This window comes from Novosphingobium sp. BL-S-33 (assembly GCF_056857025.1).
On the sequence record NZ_CM166475.1, the window covers coordinates 1,275,284 to 1,290,030 of the forward strand.

General features: G+C 60.5%; 15 protein-coding genes. 4 read left to right on the forward strand and 11 right to left on the reverse strand.

Annotated elements, in window-relative coordinates; genetic code table 11:
• Positions 1-38: 38 nt before the first annotated feature.
• The 4 genes from AC1VVM_RS22255 to AC1VVM_RS22270 all read right to left on the reverse strand — a co-directional run bounded on the left by AC1VVM_RS22255 (position 39) and on the right by AC1VVM_RS22270 (position 2,612).
• Positions 39-533, reverse strand: coding sequence for a hypothetical protein (locus tag AC1VVM_RS22255; RefSeq protein WP_482956525.1), 495 nt, complete (start codon positions 531-533; stop codon positions 39-41).
• Between the two features lie 153 nt (positions 534-686).
• The gene (locus AC1VVM_RS22260) at positions 687-1,307 is read right to left on the reverse strand and encodes a DUF3885 domain-containing protein (protein WP_482956526.1); all 621 of its coding nucleotides are present in this window, start codon (positions 1,305-1,307) and stop codon (positions 687-689) included.
• 124 nt (positions 1,308-1,431) lie between these two features.
• Complete coding sequence (locus tag AC1VVM_RS22265; protein ID WP_482956527.1) at positions 1,432-1,578, reverse strand: hypothetical protein; 147 nt, start codon at positions 1,576-1,578, stop codon at positions 1,432-1,434.
• An 89-nt stretch (positions 1,579-1,667) separates the two neighbouring features.
• The gene (locus AC1VVM_RS22270; RefSeq protein WP_482956528.1) at positions 1,668-2,612 is read right to left on the reverse strand and encodes an NAD-dependent epimerase/dehydratase family protein; all 945 of its coding nucleotides are present in this window, start codon (positions 2,610-2,612) and stop codon (positions 1,668-1,670) included.
• Between the two features lie 91 nt (positions 2,613-2,703).
• Here AC1VVM_RS22270 and AC1VVM_RS22275 point away from each other — a divergent pair, with 91 nt between their 5' ends.
• Positions 2,704-3,597 carry a LysR family transcriptional regulator gene (locus tag AC1VVM_RS22275; RefSeq protein ID WP_482956529.1) on the forward strand — a complete coding sequence of 298 codons (894 nt, stop codon included), beginning with the start codon at positions 2,704-2,706 and terminating at the stop codon, positions 3,595-3,597.
• 562 nt (positions 3,598-4,159) lie between these two features.
• On the opposite strand, the gene AC1VVM_RS22280 is transcribed toward AC1VVM_RS22275, so the two are convergent.
• The 5 genes from AC1VVM_RS22280 to AC1VVM_RS22300 form a co-directional block, all read right to left on the reverse strand.
• Positions 4,160-5,170, reverse strand: a complete 1,011-nt coding sequence (locus AC1VVM_RS22280; RefSeq protein ID WP_482956530.1) for an alpha/beta hydrolase — start codon at positions 5,168-5,170, stop codon at positions 4,160-4,162.
• Positions 5,171-5,262: 92 nt separating this feature from the next.
• Positions 5,263-6,081 (reverse strand): SDR family NAD(P)-dependent oxidoreductase, encoded by an 819-nt coding sequence (locus tag AC1VVM_RS22285; protein WP_482956531.1) that lies wholly within the window; start codon positions 6,079-6,081, stop codon positions 5,263-5,265.
• Between the two features lie 144 nt (positions 6,082-6,225).
• Positions 6,226-6,804, reverse strand: a complete 579-nt coding sequence (locus tag AC1VVM_RS22290; RefSeq protein ID WP_482956532.1) for a TetR/AcrR family transcriptional regulator — start codon at positions 6,802-6,804, stop codon at positions 6,226-6,228.
• 292 nt (positions 6,805-7,096) lie between these two features.
• Positions 7,097-7,858, reverse strand: coding sequence for an SDR family NAD(P)-dependent oxidoreductase (locus AC1VVM_RS22295; protein WP_482956533.1), 762 nt, complete (start codon positions 7,856-7,858; stop codon positions 7,097-7,099).
• A 102-nt stretch (positions 7,859-7,960) separates the two neighbouring features.
• The gene (locus tag AC1VVM_RS22300) at positions 7,961-8,860 is read right to left on the reverse strand and encodes a LysR family transcriptional regulator (RefSeq protein WP_482956534.1); all 900 of its coding nucleotides are present in this window, start codon (positions 8,858-8,860) and stop codon (positions 7,961-7,963) included.
• Between the two features lie 242 nt (positions 8,861-9,102).
• Here AC1VVM_RS22300 and AC1VVM_RS22305 point away from each other — a divergent pair, with 242 nt between their 5' ends.
• Entirely contained in the window at positions 9,103-9,420 is a 318-nt protein-coding gene (locus tag AC1VVM_RS22305) for a winged helix-turn-helix transcriptional regulator (RefSeq protein ID WP_482956535.1), read from the forward strand.
• Positions 9,421-9,734: 314 nt separating this feature from the next.
• Positions 9,735-10,469 (forward strand): imm11 family protein, encoded by a 735-nt coding sequence (locus AC1VVM_RS22310; RefSeq protein ID WP_482956536.1) that lies wholly within the window; start codon positions 9,735-9,737, stop codon positions 10,467-10,469.
• Positions 10,470-11,056: 587 nt separating this feature from the next.
• Here the strand turns inward: AC1VVM_RS22310 and AC1VVM_RS22315 are convergent.
• A complete protein-coding gene (locus tag AC1VVM_RS22315) occupies positions 11,057-12,250 on the reverse strand; it encodes an IS91 family transposase (RefSeq protein WP_482956537.1) in 1,194 nt (397 codons plus the stop codon).
• Positions 12,251-12,254: 4 nt separating this feature from the next.
• Positions 12,255-13,163 carry a tyrosine-type recombinase/integrase gene (locus AC1VVM_RS22320; protein ID WP_482956538.1) on the reverse strand — a complete coding sequence of 303 codons (909 nt, stop codon included), beginning with the start codon at positions 13,161-13,163 and terminating at the stop codon, positions 12,255-12,257.
• A gap of 264 nt (positions 13,164-13,427) precedes the next feature.
• Here AC1VVM_RS22320 and AC1VVM_RS22325 point away from each other — a divergent pair, with 264 nt between their 5' ends.
• Positions 13,428-14,546 carry an IS110 family RNA-guided transposase gene (locus AC1VVM_RS22325; RefSeq protein ID WP_482956539.1) on the forward strand — a complete coding sequence of 373 codons (1,119 nt, stop codon included), beginning with the start codon at positions 13,428-13,430 and terminating at the stop codon, positions 14,544-14,546.
• Positions 14,547-14,747 lie beyond the last annotated feature (201 nt).

Genomic DNA, 14,747 nt, shown 5'->3' on the forward strand with positions numbered 1-14,747 from the left:
GAAACCCTGACATTCCGCTTGGTTGGGGCAACTGGACGTCAACGCGCAGATCCAACTCTAGAGCAAGCTGCAGCGTTCAATACATAACTATCGAACCAAACACTCCCTTTGCCGCGCCCCACCTCGTGATCCCGGCGAGCACAATGGCTGTACCCACGTGCGGTCATGTACCTGTCGATCAGAGGCTCATCAAACGTTGAATCCGCAATGAATCCGCCAGCGATGATAGAGAAAATGAAGAGGAATTGCGGCCCCTTTTTGGTGATGTCGGCCTTCAATGCCATTCCGATGCTGGCGATCACGAAGGCACATCCCACCATGAATACTGTTCTCAGGCCGGCTCTATCAATATCGATGGCCGGAACTTGAGCATTTGCTGCTCGGATACCGGACATGAGCAATATGATCCCGCCGCCATTAATCTCGCCCACTAGGTCATTTATAAAGAGGAAGAATCCTACAATCCCTACAGCTGTGTAGAGAATTGTCCGCCGTTCCCTTTCGCCTATGTATCGATCTTTTTCATGCTCCATAAAGGCATTGGTGCATTATCGGCAGGGCTTCGAAAAGACGGCCTCTGAAGTTGTCCAGATTCCGTTTAGTTGGCGTGTCCGGAATGGCCGGTTTCAGATTAAAACTCTGAAAATCCGCCATTCCGCTTTGCCGGGGGTTTGCTGCCATAAGTTCTAGAACAGCTTCTCCATCCGTTCACGGTCGTGGTCCAGAAGCCAATCGGCGAAATCGGCGTGAATTCCATGAAGCTTGGCTGGCTCAAATGCAATCACGTCCATTCCTCGGTCGTCGTAGACATGCAGCATCACAGATTCAAAAGGATCAAGTAGGAAGGTTACGACCGGAGCGCTCGGATAGATGGGCATCTCGCAGGCAATGGCGTGCCAAAGAATGGTGTCGCGAGCCAACTTGTCTTGACCCAGATCATAGCTGCGCAGTGTCCATAAATACGCCTCGTCATCTGGATCAGGATAAAGCGTTGCCTGCCATTCGCTTATCAGTGGCCTGTCAAATCCCGTGGACTGCAAGGCGGCAAATCCGTCCGTCACTTCCTCAGGAAGTCCTGCTGGAAATGGCACTTGCCCATTCCAAGCAACGACTGCCACGCAGTTCTCGGTGAACAGCGTATCAGCTATGATAGATGCTCGACGATGGGCTTGAAGAAAGCGAGGAACTTGCTGGACGGTATTATCGAACTCTTCGCCGCCCAACTCGAATCGCAGGCGAGCCTCCCCGTCGACAAAGTGCGTCGCCCACAAGCTCGACCATAGATGCTCAATTGAGGCTGTATTCATAGAGTTAGGTAGCCAGATGGTACGACAGATTGCAACGACCGTAACGTTGGCGATATTGGAACGGCAGCTGTCTCCCCTTCGCGATCCGAAAGCCGCCGGTCTCTTCACGGCCAGCCTTCGGCGCTCAGAATGGTAAAGTGGGCAGCACCGCAATGATAACTAGCCGGGCCGTGAGCACGAGTTCCGCGCTGGCGTAGGGTGTCGTTGCCCGCGCCACGTTGAAGCCGGTGGACCAGATCAGAACGAAAAGTGTCCGCGCTAACAGTTGCATGGCGTCGCTCTTTGCAGGTCGAAGGGGCGTGGGTCGAGGGTAGGCGTGACGGTCAGGGCACACCGCGCGCCACCACGCCTGCGGCGGCCTCAGATGCATTGCAGATCGGTCAGCGTTGCGCGCACCGCTTCGAGGAGCGGCGTGCGGGGCTCACCGCCCAGTGTCGCCACGAGCCGGTCATTGGCCATGTGGACCGGCTGCCGCCAGAGATAGCGCATCTCCATCATTTCACGCGGCGTAGTCGCCACCAGCGCGGCGATGCGAAGTAGCCACCATGGCAGCGAACGGATCGGCACAACGGGATCCCCGAGCACGCGGGCGATGGCCTGCACCATCTGGCGCCCGTCATGGTCCCAGTGCCCCTCCATGTGAAATGAGGCGAAGGCTGGCAGATCCGTGCGCTCCAGCAGCCCGACCATGGTTTCGGCGACGTCGGGCAGATATGCCCATTGGTGGCCGACGCCTCGCGTGCCCGGATTACGAATGGCCTTGGGACGGCCCCCGGGAGCCACCATGCCCTGCCCGAACCAGTTGTTCGCCGCACCAGGGCCGAAAAAGTCGCCCGCCCGGACGATGAGCGCGCTGCACTTCCCCTGTTCCGCCGCGATGCGGAGCCGCTGCTCCATCTCCACGCGGATCAAGCCTTTCCGCGTCTTCGGCGTCTGCGGTGCGTCCTCTACAATGTTCGGGAACACGGTCGGCCCGTAATTATAGATCGTCCCCGGCAAGAGGATGCGGGCGCCGATGATAGATGCGGCGCGGATCGTGTTGTCCAGCATCGGCAGGACAAGGCGATCCCAGTCGCGATAGCCCGGCGGGTTGACCGCGTGGACGATGACCGACGCGTATTGGGCGGCAGATGCAACCGAAGCGAAATCCATCGCATCCCCCATCACCGCCCCGCATCCTTCCGGGAAGTCGACATCGGCGCGGCGGGTCAGCGCCTTGATCCTCCAACCGCCAGCGATCAGACGATGCATCACGGCGCCGCCCACTCCACCCGTCGCACCCAGCACCAGGGCTGCTTTCTTCATCGTTCGCCTCCTTGTTTGTCTGGAGGCAAGATGACGCCGATGCAGGTAAACGGGAATTGTCGTATGGTGTGCATCCGCTATACGAAAATAGATGACCAAGGAACCGAGTTGGGATGTCTACCGCAGCTTTGCCGCGGTGCTGCAGCAGGGCTCGCTTTCGGCTGCGTCGCGCGCGCTCGGCATGACCCAGCCCAGCATTGCCCGCCACATTGATGCGCTGGAGCAGGCGATCGATGCCAAGCTGTTCATCCGTTCGCAGCGGGGTCTGTCAGCGACGGATCACGCGTTGGCGCTGCGCCCGCACGCCGAAGCGCTTGTCGCCGCGGCGGAGGCGCTCCGCAGATCCGCCGAAGGCGCGCCGGGGATGCCGGAAGGCACGGTGCGCATCACCGCCAGCCAGGCGGTGGGAACGCACCATCTGCCGGCGATCCTGACCGGCCTGCGACATGCGCAACCCAGGCTGCACTTCGAGCTGGCGTTGACCGACGACCTGGACGACCTGCTGCAACGCCAGGCCGACATCGCGATTCGGATGGCACAGCCAGAGCAGAAATCGCTGGTGGCGAAGCGCGTGGGATCCGTCCGACTGGGCTTTCACGCACACCACAGCTATCTCGAGCGAAGAGGTTGGCCGAACCGGATCGGAGAGCTGCGCGAACACGACCTGATCGGCTTCGATGCCGAAACGCCATTCACCCGGGCAGGGATGCGCCATTTGCCGGGGATCGAGCGCTCGATGTTCGCCCTGCGCGTCGACGACGCGGCGGCCCAGTTCGAAGCCATCCGCGCGGGTTTCGGCATCGGCATTTGCCAGACCGTGGTTGCCGGGCGCGATCCAGATCTTTGTCGCGTGCTGGCAGACGCATTCGATCTGCCTCTGCCGGTTTGGATCGTGATGCACGAAGACCTGCGAAACGGCAGCCGCTATAGGTTCACGTTCGACGCGCTCGTCCAGGCATTCACCGGGATTACGCAAGCTGCATAAGGCGCGCGACACTCTCGGTTGGTGACGGCTGTTGAGGCTAGGTCTTCCAATCAGGTCCCTTCAAGTGATCCGGAAATCTGATCGTCCGCAATGCCTGATCGACAGGTTTCACCAATGGCGGCTTATCCCAGAAACGGGCGGTCCGTAGCGATGAGGCGAACGGCGAATGTTGGTCGGGAACTGCCGGAATAGCGGACAGTCCGCACCTGGGCGTCGAAATTTGGCGGCTTTACGGAAAGAATGGGGCGTGGCGAGGCGGCCCCACGCGCCCCTCCCGCGAAGCGGGTTCGTGCATGGGTCGCAACCCGCCGTAAGCGCCCTGCCCGGCTTAGCTCGAAATCCGCCGACATGGCAGTCGTCCAGAATCCAAAGCGTCCTCCTTAAAACGAGACCTCCGTTAAGCAGGCTTTCCAGGCGTCACGCCGCTCTCGATGTTTGCTTTCGCAACCTCCGCGGAAACGTCCTCGTGAAGCTGGCCGAACTACTGCTCCCCGTGATAGCGACAACGTTGCCTTCGATAGGCACGTTCATCTTCAAGGCACGAACATCCTCTCACCGCCCCTTAGAGGACAGCATCCTGCTGGCTTTGGCGCCAGCGGGTCCGCACGAACCGGACCGTCTCTTCAGCCAGTTCCCGATCCTCCGGCGTGCCGCCCATGAACCCACCATGGGGCATGGCCTCGAAAACATGCAACTCGGTCACCACATCAGCCCGCCGCAACGCGCGGTGAAGGCGTACGGCATTGGACAGAAAAAGGTCGCGTGTGCCGGTCTGAATGAATGTGGGTGGCAGTCCCGCAAGATCGCCGAACAACGGAGAAAGATAAGGATGCGCGAGATCCACGCCGTCGGCATAGAGTAGGTTCGCCGACATGAGCGAGCCGGGCAGCACTACGTCGACCATCCGGTTCACCTGGAAGCTGTCGCCTGATTCGGTGAGATCGACCTCCGGCGACAGAAGAACGAGGCCTCCGGGCATCGGGAGCCCCTCTTCCCTTCCGCGAAGCAGCATCGCAACAGCGAGGTTACCGCCGGCCGACCTTCCTCCGATCACGATATTCTTGGGTTCGTGCCGCTCCAGCACATGGCGGTAGGTCACCAGGCAGTCGTCGAGCGCTGCGGGATAGGGGTGCTCCGGCGGTGTGCGGTAATCGACGCCATAGCATCTGACGCCGTGTTGGTCGGCCTGCATACGAGCACCTTCGCGACATGCGTCGCCCCCGCCGAACACGAGCGCGCCGCCGTGTAGGTCGACATAGGCGCAATCTGACCGAACCAGGTCCTCGGGCGTAGCGAGGTGAATCGTGGTCTCGCCGATTTTGATCGCTGCGAGGCTTGCGCGAACGGTGCCACCTAGGTCTCGAACCGAGGATGCATATTGCAGGTTGGCTGCCGTCTTGAGGCCGCGCCAGGCTTCCTTCGCGTCGGGGGCAGGCATGTCGTACAATGCATTCACGGGTATGCCGTCGTCACCCACGAGACGCTGCAACGCCGCCTGTGCTTCCAAACTGATTGATTGTGGGACCGGCACCAATTGCCTTTCCCGCATGACACCTCGTTTACTGTTACTCACGTTTCATTTTCCCCCACGGGCGTCGGCCTGCTCTTCGCAGTCGAGCGATGCGATACGTCGCTGCGGCCATCTCCTTTAGGAGAAACCGCGATCTAAAGGCCGCTCGCCGCCATTCCTCCATCGACGCGGAGATTTATGCCCGTGATGTAGGCGGCGAGCGGGCTAGCGAGAAAGGCAACGGCAGAGGCGATTTCCTCTAGGTGGCCGACCCGCCCCATTGGGACTTGGGCGAAGAGCGGCAGAACTGCCCGCTCGATCTCCTCCCAAGGTGCGTCTGCCTTTGCCAGTCCACGATCGGCTGCTGTTTCCCGGAAACGCTTATCGAACGTGTCGCTGTGGATGGTGCCGGGCGAGATGGCATTGACCGTTATCCCGTCGCCGGCCGCGGCCTTAGCCAGCGAGCCCGTCATGGCGTTGATCGCAGCCTTGGCGGCTGAATAGTCGCCCGCGCCGGCAGGCGGCACAGTGGCCGCCAAACTGGAAATGTTGATGATCCGGCCCCACTTCGCAGCCTGCATCCCGGGAAGCAGCCGCGTAATCACGCGAAGGGCTGTCAGGACGTTGCGATCATACGCAGCAGCCCAGTTGGCAGCCTGCGCGCCGTTCCACGCCCCCTTATTGCCCCCCGATCCGCCCGCATTGTTTACCAGTATGTCGATCCTCCCGCTGGTCGCCTCGGCCTCCTCGGTCAGCCGCTGCACGTCGCTCTCCGAAGTCAGATCACCGATGACGAAACGGGCGCGCCACCCCTCGTTAATAATGGACTGCGCGACGCTTTCAGCTTGAACGCCATCGCGGCCGTGAACGATGACGGTCGCGCCCTCCTGAGCGAGCTTCCGAGCAATTGCGGCGCCGATCCCCTTGCTGCTGCCTGTGACCAGAGCCGTCTTGCCGTCGATTTGGAGATCCATGTCGAGAGTCCGTTTTTTGACCGTTGATGAATGCCTTGGCTTGATGCGCTACCCCTGAGCTGAGCCCTCCCGCATCGGAGGTCTGTTTCGATCTACGCGATATGCTCAGAAAGACTTGATGCAGCCGGGCAATCCGGATTGTCGTTATTTTGGCCAGCTCTTCATGGCCTGGCGGGCGATCTGCTCCAGCACGTCGAACGTTGCGCCCGATGCGGCGCGGACGGACATTCCGTCATGAACGGTCGTGATGAAGGCGGCGAGGCCAGCGGGATCGGCGTCGGCTGCAAGGTCGCCAGCGGCCCTTGCCTGCTCGAACCTATCCCAGAGCGCCAGCTCATTCGCCTGCCGGCGACGGGCGAGCGCGAACGGCACGTCCTCGTTACCCGGCCCAGCCGAAAGGCCTCCTGCCACTAAAATCCTGGCGCCCTCCTCGGGATTGGTAAGGCCCTTCGCGGCCTCTATGAGCCACGCTTCGGCAACCTCCCGCGCTGTTGGCGAGGCGAGGACGCGCGCGCGCGCTTCACCCTGACATAGGACGTGATGATTGAGGACAGCCTCGAAGAGACCTCTTTTGCTTTGGTACGCCGCGTAGATGCTTGGCGGCGTCAAAGACATTGCGGACGACAAAGCGGCCATGGAAGCCCCTTCGTACCCATGCGAAATGAACACCGCCATGGCCCGGTCCAACACGTCGGATTCGTCAAATTCGCGGGGCCGGGCCATCTGAACTCCATTATATAATAATCACTATATAATGGAGTAGCGAGTGCGTCAAGGTTATATAGCGATCCTTATATAACGAGATCCTCGCATCGTCAGTTTTTGGTGAAGGACGGCGGCCCGACACTCACCTCCAAGGCGCGGTTGCGGCCAGTATCAGGACATGCTTGCGCCAAGACGTAAGCGCATAATGCGCCATCGAGATACTTGAAGGGTGATGAAGCTGATTGGCGAACGCGCTCTGCCTCGCGCCGCTGGCAGGGAAGTCGCACTCAAGGAGCGCGCCCTGGACTGGTCAGGCGGGCAGCACTACGCTCTTTCCTCCATCTGCCATTGCGACGGATCCAACCATGAAGCTCGCTTCGTCGGATGCGAGGAAGGCGATTACCTTGGCTATCTCCTCAGGTTGCGCGGCTCGTCCGATGGGTGCGTGTTTGCCATAGTCGGCAAGCGCCGACGGGCCGTCCTCGTGGATGAGATTGAGGATATTTGTCACGGTATCCCCAGAGCCCACCGCATTCACGCGAATGCCATGGCCTATCGCTTCCACCGCCAGAGTTCGGGTGAACTGAGCAAGCGCGCCTTTCGACGCCGCATAAGCCGAGATCGAGGGGAATGTCTGGAAGCAGGCATAGGACCCCACATTGACGATTGCGCCGTTCCCCTTCGGGATCATCGCCCGCATTGCCTCCCGCGAATGCAGGAACACGCCTCGAATATTGACGGCGAAGATTCGGTCCCAGTCGTCGAGGGTCGTGTCCACCACCAGCTTGTTGATGATGATACCCGCATTGTTGACGAGGATGTCCAATTTTCCAAACCGCTCGATCGCTGTCGCCACAGCCACACAGGCAGCGCTTTCGTCCGCCACATCGGCGACAACAGGGATGATCCCGAGCCGGGCAAGCGCCTTGACCTCTGAATTGCGATCCTCGGCGATTACAGATGCGCCGCGTGCATGTAGCAGTTCCACGGTCGCGCGGCCAATACCGCTAGCGGCACCTGTGACGATCGCGACTTTGCCCGCAAAATCTCCAGCAGTGATCTTCGTATCCATATCGGCCTCCAATGATGTCGAGAACATCATTTGGAGCGGCCGTGCCATAACGTTAATACCGCACATTCCGGATGAGTTGTTCGGTCATTCCGATACAATCGCTCAATGGTTTCCCACCTCACGCAAGGCTGTGATGAAGGCCTTCACTGCGGCGGACCGATGACGATGTGGCGGGTAGTAGAGTGCAAAACCCGGGAAAACGGCGGAATAGGCCGTCAGGATTGGTGCAAGACGTCCGGCGGCAATGTGCGGTTCGACCTCGCTCTCGAGCCAGAACGCAACACCCGCGCCGGCGATCGCGGCATCGAGTGCTGCCCGCTGATCGTTGAAGGTCAAAGGGCCAGATACTGGTACGGAGAACCACGCACCATTTTCGCAGAACTCCCAGTTGTACAAGGCTGCATGGCCCGGCCAGCGGAAACCGATGCAAAGATGATCGCGAAGCTCACGCGGATGAAGCGGCACGCCATATTCGTCGAGATAGGCCGGGGCGGCGACAGCAATCTGCCTCACATTGGGCTGAAGATGAAAGGCGATGACATCCTGATCCAGCATTTCTCCAAGCCGTATCCCCACGTCGAACCGCTCCGAAACGATATCCACGCCGGAGTCGTCGATCTGGACCTCCACACTATTTCTGGGGAAGCGGCGAACGAACCCTGGCAGAAACGAACGCAGGAAGAGTTCATACCCCAGGCGTTGTGCGTGAACACGCACCACCCCGGTGACCTCTCTCCCCATAGCGCTGGCTTCGCTCAAGGCAGCCTCGATCTCCTCGAAGGCCAAACCGAACCGTGCGGCAAGACGCTCGCCCGCGGGCGTGGGACTGACACTACGCGTTGTTCTGTTGAGCAATTGCACGCCGACAAGGCCTTCCAGCCGGCGGATCGTCTCGCTGAGCGCAGAGCGTGACACTCGAAGGTCTCTGGCCGCGGCAACGAAACTGCCTTGATCGATAACGCAGCGCAATGCGCGCAGGTCGGAATAATACCGGTCGGACATGGGCTTGCCTAACACAGGAGGTCGCCTAAATCGAAACCCACCGGGTAGTCGCGAGCACGATTGCTCATGCCGCCAAGCCAGAAACGCCTTGGATGAACAGTATGTCGGCGTTTAGGGACCGAAGACCTGCAAACGGCTGGACGCTTCTGCGAGGGTGAGAGGCAGATGTTATGATCCATCCCCAGGCAGTAGCCGATGAGCAGCATTCGGATCATCAGTTCCGGGTCAATCGAAGGACGAATGTGACGGGCTGTTCCGTGGAGGAAGCCATGCGCCTGCTAGGCGGGCGGTGGCGCTTGCTCATCGTCTCCTATCTGCTCGATGGGCCGAAGCGCTTCAGCGAACTGCGCCGCTGTATCCCCGGCATCTCGCAACGCATGCTGACGCTCGATCTTCGTGCGCTGGAAGAAGCGAGACTGGTCAGTCGCCGCGTTTTCGCGACGGTGCCGGTGACGGTCGAATATGATCTGACCGAGGATGGCCAACGCCTTGTGCCAGTGGTCGAGGTCATGCGGCAATTCGGCCTCTGGCTCAAGGATCGGCCAATCGGCAAAACCTAACCAACTGAACAGCGGAACTGGCCGGAATGCCGATTCTTCACGGCATAGGGTGGCGCGACAATTGATACATGAGGTGCTGAGCAGCAAAGCGCCCCAAGTCGGTCATTCAACGTCCAAATGCGCGCTCAGCAAACCGGCCATGCGGGAAACCACCTGATTGTCGAATATCCGTTTGCTATGTCTCGCGAGCCGACTGTCGTGTGACACGACGCCGCATCAGCAATAGAACTTTAAGCTGATTCCTTCATACGACCAACGGAAGCGGCGGAGAAATCCAAGCTATTCAGGATACGGAGGTTGTCTTGGTTTGGGGAATGAACCACCCGCCCGGAAGCAATGGCTTCTTTCTTCCGGGTAAATTCGAAGGTTCGGCTGGAATTTCCTCCGATGGTTGGCGAGAGCGCCTCAAGCGCCACTTTGCAGATCAAATGCCTTTGGGCGAACAGGCGATCTTTCAAGATGAAAATCGCTCGGGCGCACATAGGTATGCCTGCCACGCAGTCAACAAGTTTTCCATGCGTCGCGAGTTCTTCGGCTCCGCACACGAGGGAGCGGACGAATGCATACGGGACCACGAAAAGCCTCTCTATTACATCAAGGATACTAGCGGAAACTTCAACAAGCTGGCCTCGCTCGCCACGTTCAGCGGGCCGGTTCTGACAGTGGATGAAGCTTTGAAGTCATTCATCGACTGGCTGGAACCCGGAGTTCATACCTTCGTGCCAATTGAAGTCAGAAGGGATCGAGATCCTGAACCGATCGGCAGCCGATACATTCTTGTGGTAGAGAGGCGGATCGACAGTTTCTCAGAAGTGCAAAGTCGCCCTAATTCGTTCAGGATTACCCAGGATCGTCTTTCTGTGTCGCATGAGGAAAAAGCATCCCTGATGCGTCATCTTGCTTTCCGAAGAGAGATGATCGGAGATGCGCATTTATGGATCGAGCCGCGATTCTGCAGTTATTTGCTGTGCATGTCAGACAGGTTGCAGGCCGAGATTGCAGACGCTGGCCTGCGCGTTCCCCGGCATTGGCCAATGAAAGAAGTTTAGACAATTTGGTCTAAATAACGACCGTCTTTGCTCAAGTTCTCAAGGCGCGCGCTGTAGCCGCGGAACACATCACATATTTTGGTGTCGCCTAACAAAAATCACATGTTTTCCGGTAAACGACACGCGACCCCGCCGGGAACGTGCCTTGCGCACGATCTCTTGCCGCTTGTGGGGAGGCGAATGCGCGATACACTCTGTCTCGGATTGGAAAAGCGTCGCAACCCCTTGCGACATGGCTTAGCGGCAGCAAGTCGCTACTCAGCGCTCCAAACGCGACAGTCAGCTACCGTGAAGAGTTTCGGGCGCCGATAGGCGTACGAAAGTCTCCGAGGCACGAACCCGCGGGCCCCGCTCACTGGTCTATGGATATTTCGCTTTTGGGGCCGCCGGGATGGCGATGGAGCGGCGACGCGAGCGCCATTGAACGGACCGGTCGAGGTTGGTTTCGCCGTCTGACCGGGGGACGTCGAGGCGTTCCAGCAGCCGATCCGGTGTTTTCTGAGGAGCGCTCTGACCATTCGGCGCAAGGCGGGCCCATGGCCAAAGCGAGAGCGCGATGGCCCACGAGGGCCGCGATCCATGCCGGGTCATGGAACGGCTTCCCGGTGTTGCAGGGCTGCATGTGGCGGCGCGCGAGGTTGGCACCAGCGCGTGAATGTCTCGATGACGATCATGTGGCCGCCGCAGCAGGGGCACGGCGGAAGCGGATCGTTGGCGACCTCTTCGGCACAAGCCGTTGGCGAGGTGGCAACCTCGAGCAATTGTCGTGCGAGGGCGAGGCTTGCCTTGCGGGATGAGCCGGCAAGCAAGCCGTAATGTCGGATGCGGTGGAACCCGCGGGGCAGAACGTGGAGCAGGAAGCGGCGGATGAACTCATCGGCGGTCAGAGTCATGACGCGCTGACGCTCGGGACCATCGCGGCGATAGTCCTTGTAGCGGAAGGTCACGCCGGTCTCGTCGAAGCGCAGAAGGCGTTGGTTAGAGATGGCAACGCGGTGCGTGTAGCGCGACAGGTAGGCGAGCACGGCCTGCGGGCCGGCAAAGGGCGGCTTCGCATAGACGACCCAACGCTTGCAGCGAGTGGGCCTGAGATGCCGCAGGAAGGCTGTGCGCTCCGACAGATGGGTCATGGATCCGAAGAAGGAGAGCCGGCCCGCTGCGTGGAGTTGCATCAGCCGGGCCAGGAACAGGCGCCGGAACAACTTGCCCAGGACCCGTACGGGCAGAAGGAAGGCGGGGCGCGACGAGATCCACCGGGCATTGTCGGGCGCAATGCCGCCGCCCGGGACGATCATGTGCACGTGGGGATGATGCGTCATCGCCGACCCCCAGGTATGCAGGACGGCGGTGATGCCGATACGGGCGCCGAGATGCCTGGGGTTGGCGGCGATGGTCAGCATCGTCTCCGATGCGGCGCGGAACAGCAGGTCGTAGATCGCCGACTTGTTCTGCAGGGCTACCGCGGCGATCTCCGCCGGCAGCGTGAACACGACGTGGAAGTAGCCCACCGGAAGCAGGTCGGCCTCGCGCTCTTCCAGCCAGGTCCGCGCGGCGGCGCCCTGGCACTTCGGGCAGTGCCGGTTGCGGCACGAGTTATAGGCGATCCGCCAATGGCCGCAGTCCACGCAGGCTTCGATGTGGCCGCCGAGCGCGGCGGTGCGGCAGTTCTCGATTGCCGCCATGACCTTGAGCTGGGCCAGGCTCAGATGCCCGGCATGGGCAGTCCTGTAGCCGGGCCCAGCGCTGCGGAAGATATCGGCGACCTCGAGCGAGGCGCGCAACGGCTCAGCCGTCAGGTGCGACTGGTGGCGGAATGACGATCCCGAGCTTGTCGAGCGGGCTGACCACGGCATGGACGGTGCGTGTTGCCACCTTGGTGTAGAAGGCGGTGTTCTCGAGCTTGGCATGGCCGAGCAAGGTCTGGATGATCCGGATATCGATCCCGTCCTCGAGCAGGTGCGTGGCGAAGCTGTGGCGCAGCGTATGCGGGCTCACGTGCTTGGCGATCCCGGCGGACTGGGCAGCTTCGACGACCACGCGGTGAAGCTGCTTGGTGCTGATCGGCTTGAGGTAGTGCTGGCCGGGGAACAGCCATCCGTCGCGGTGCATCACGCCTTCACGGTGCCCGATCTTCCACCACTCGCGCAGGAGGGCGAGCAAGTCGGCCGAGAGCATGGCGTTGCGATATCGGCCGCCCTTGCCGCGTTCGACCCGCAGCAGCATGCGCTCGCTGTCGACGTCGCAAACTTTGAGCATCGACACCTCAGCCACGCGCAGTCCCGCGCCATAGGCAACGGCCAGCGCGGCGTGGTGCTTGAGGCATGTCGTGGCCTGCAGCAGGCGCGCGACTTCCTCGCGGCTCAGCACGACCGGCAATTTGCGCACGACCTTCTCACGATAGAGCCGCCGGGAGAGATCCGGTCGATCCAGCGTGTGCGTGAAGAAGAAACGCAGCGCGGCAACGACGCTGTTCATGGTGGGAGACGGCATGCCCCCTTCGCGCTGCTCGACCTGGAAACGGCGCAGGTCTTCCGCAGTCGCCTTGTCGGGAGGACGTCCAAGCCAAGTCGCGAAGCGTGCAACGTCGCGGATATAATTGCGCTTTGTCTCGATCGAGAAATGGCGCAGTTCCATGTCTTCGATCAGGCGCTGGCGCAGCGGGCTGATGGGGGCGGCGGAAATAGACTCGATCATCGTTCGGCTCCTTGGTTGAAAGGAGCCGGAATGCTCAACCTACCGCCCGCGACGCTCAATCCCCGGGCGACCCACGATCCGTGCAGGAACCTCGCCGATTACGCCCTCCGCGAAGCGGTTCGTGCATCGGCCAGTCATGCGTGCCGGAGAGGGGAAAGACCGTATGTTCGATTGGTGAAGGTGGCCCGCCCCCACGGTAAGCTAGGATCGGGGGTTGCGCCGGAAGGGCCAGCGCCGTGCCCCAAGCTTAAGCGAGGGCGGACCATGGAAGAGCATAGCGAACTTTTCGTCGGACTCGACACGTCAAAGTTGAAGATCTCGGTCGCAATTGCGGAAGGTGATCGGACTGGCGAAGTGCGGTTTTTTGGTGACATTTCGTCGGAGCCTGCATCTGTAGTCGCGATGGTGGCGAAGCTGGCAAAGCGCGGGGGCAGGCTTCACTTTTGCTACGAGGCTGGACCGACCGGATACGATCTCTATCGCCAGATCCTGGGGCTGGGTCATGACTGCGAGGTTGTGGCACCGTCACTTATCCCCAAGCGTCCCGGTGACAGGGTGAAGACAAACCGGCGTGATGCCTTAAGCTTGGCTCGGCTCCACCGTGCTGGCGAGTTGACACGAGTATGGGTGCCCGACGAAGCGCATGAAGCAGTACGCGATCTTGTACGAGCGCGCGAAGCCGCCAACGACGCGCTGAGAAAAGCACGCCAGCAGCTTCAGGCATTCCTGCTACGACACGGTCGGATCTACAAAGGCAAGGCGACATGGACAAAGATCCATCGTCGATGGCTGGCCAAGCAAAGCTTCACGCACCCAGCCCACCACATTGTGCTCGAGGAATATATGCGAGCGATCGAGGATGCTGAAGTCCGCTTGGAAAGGATCACCAAACAGGTTTCCGAGACGGCAGCCTCCTGGTCGATGGCCCCCGTCGTCAACGCCTATCAGGCGATGCGCGGCGTTGCATTCCTCACCGCTGTCACTTTTGTTGTCGAGATCGGGGACATACGTCGCTTTGACAGCGCCCCGCAGTTGATGGCGTATCTGGGGCTCGTGCCCTCAGAAAGTTCGACTGGGGAACGGGTGAGGCGCGGCGGCATCACGAAGGGAGGCAACATGCGGGCGCGCCGGGTGCTGGTCGAGGGCGCGTGGACATATCGCTTCCCGGCTAGAGTGAGCCACACGCTTCAAGCTCGCCTGGAAGATCTGCCAATCCCTGTGCGGGAAATCGCCTGGAAGGCGCAAGTCAGGTTATGCGCTCGCTATCGAAAACTTATGGCGGCCGGGAAGCGAAAGGCCGTCGCCGTAACCGCGATTGCGCGCGAGATGGCGGCGTTTCTTTGGGCCATTGGGCAAGAGGTCTCACCTGCCGCACAGGACTGAGGCGGACGCCTGCAATCATAGTAAGGAGAAAATCGAAGCCGATATCATCTGTTTGATGTACGAAGTTGGGGACAGGGCCCCGGTGGGGAACCCTCGCATCCGCTTTGTGGCGGACTATTAAAGTCTATGCCCGAACAAAAGACCGAGGCAGCCCCAGACGAACATACGGAAATGCGGTATCCAACCCGCGAATAAGAGTGT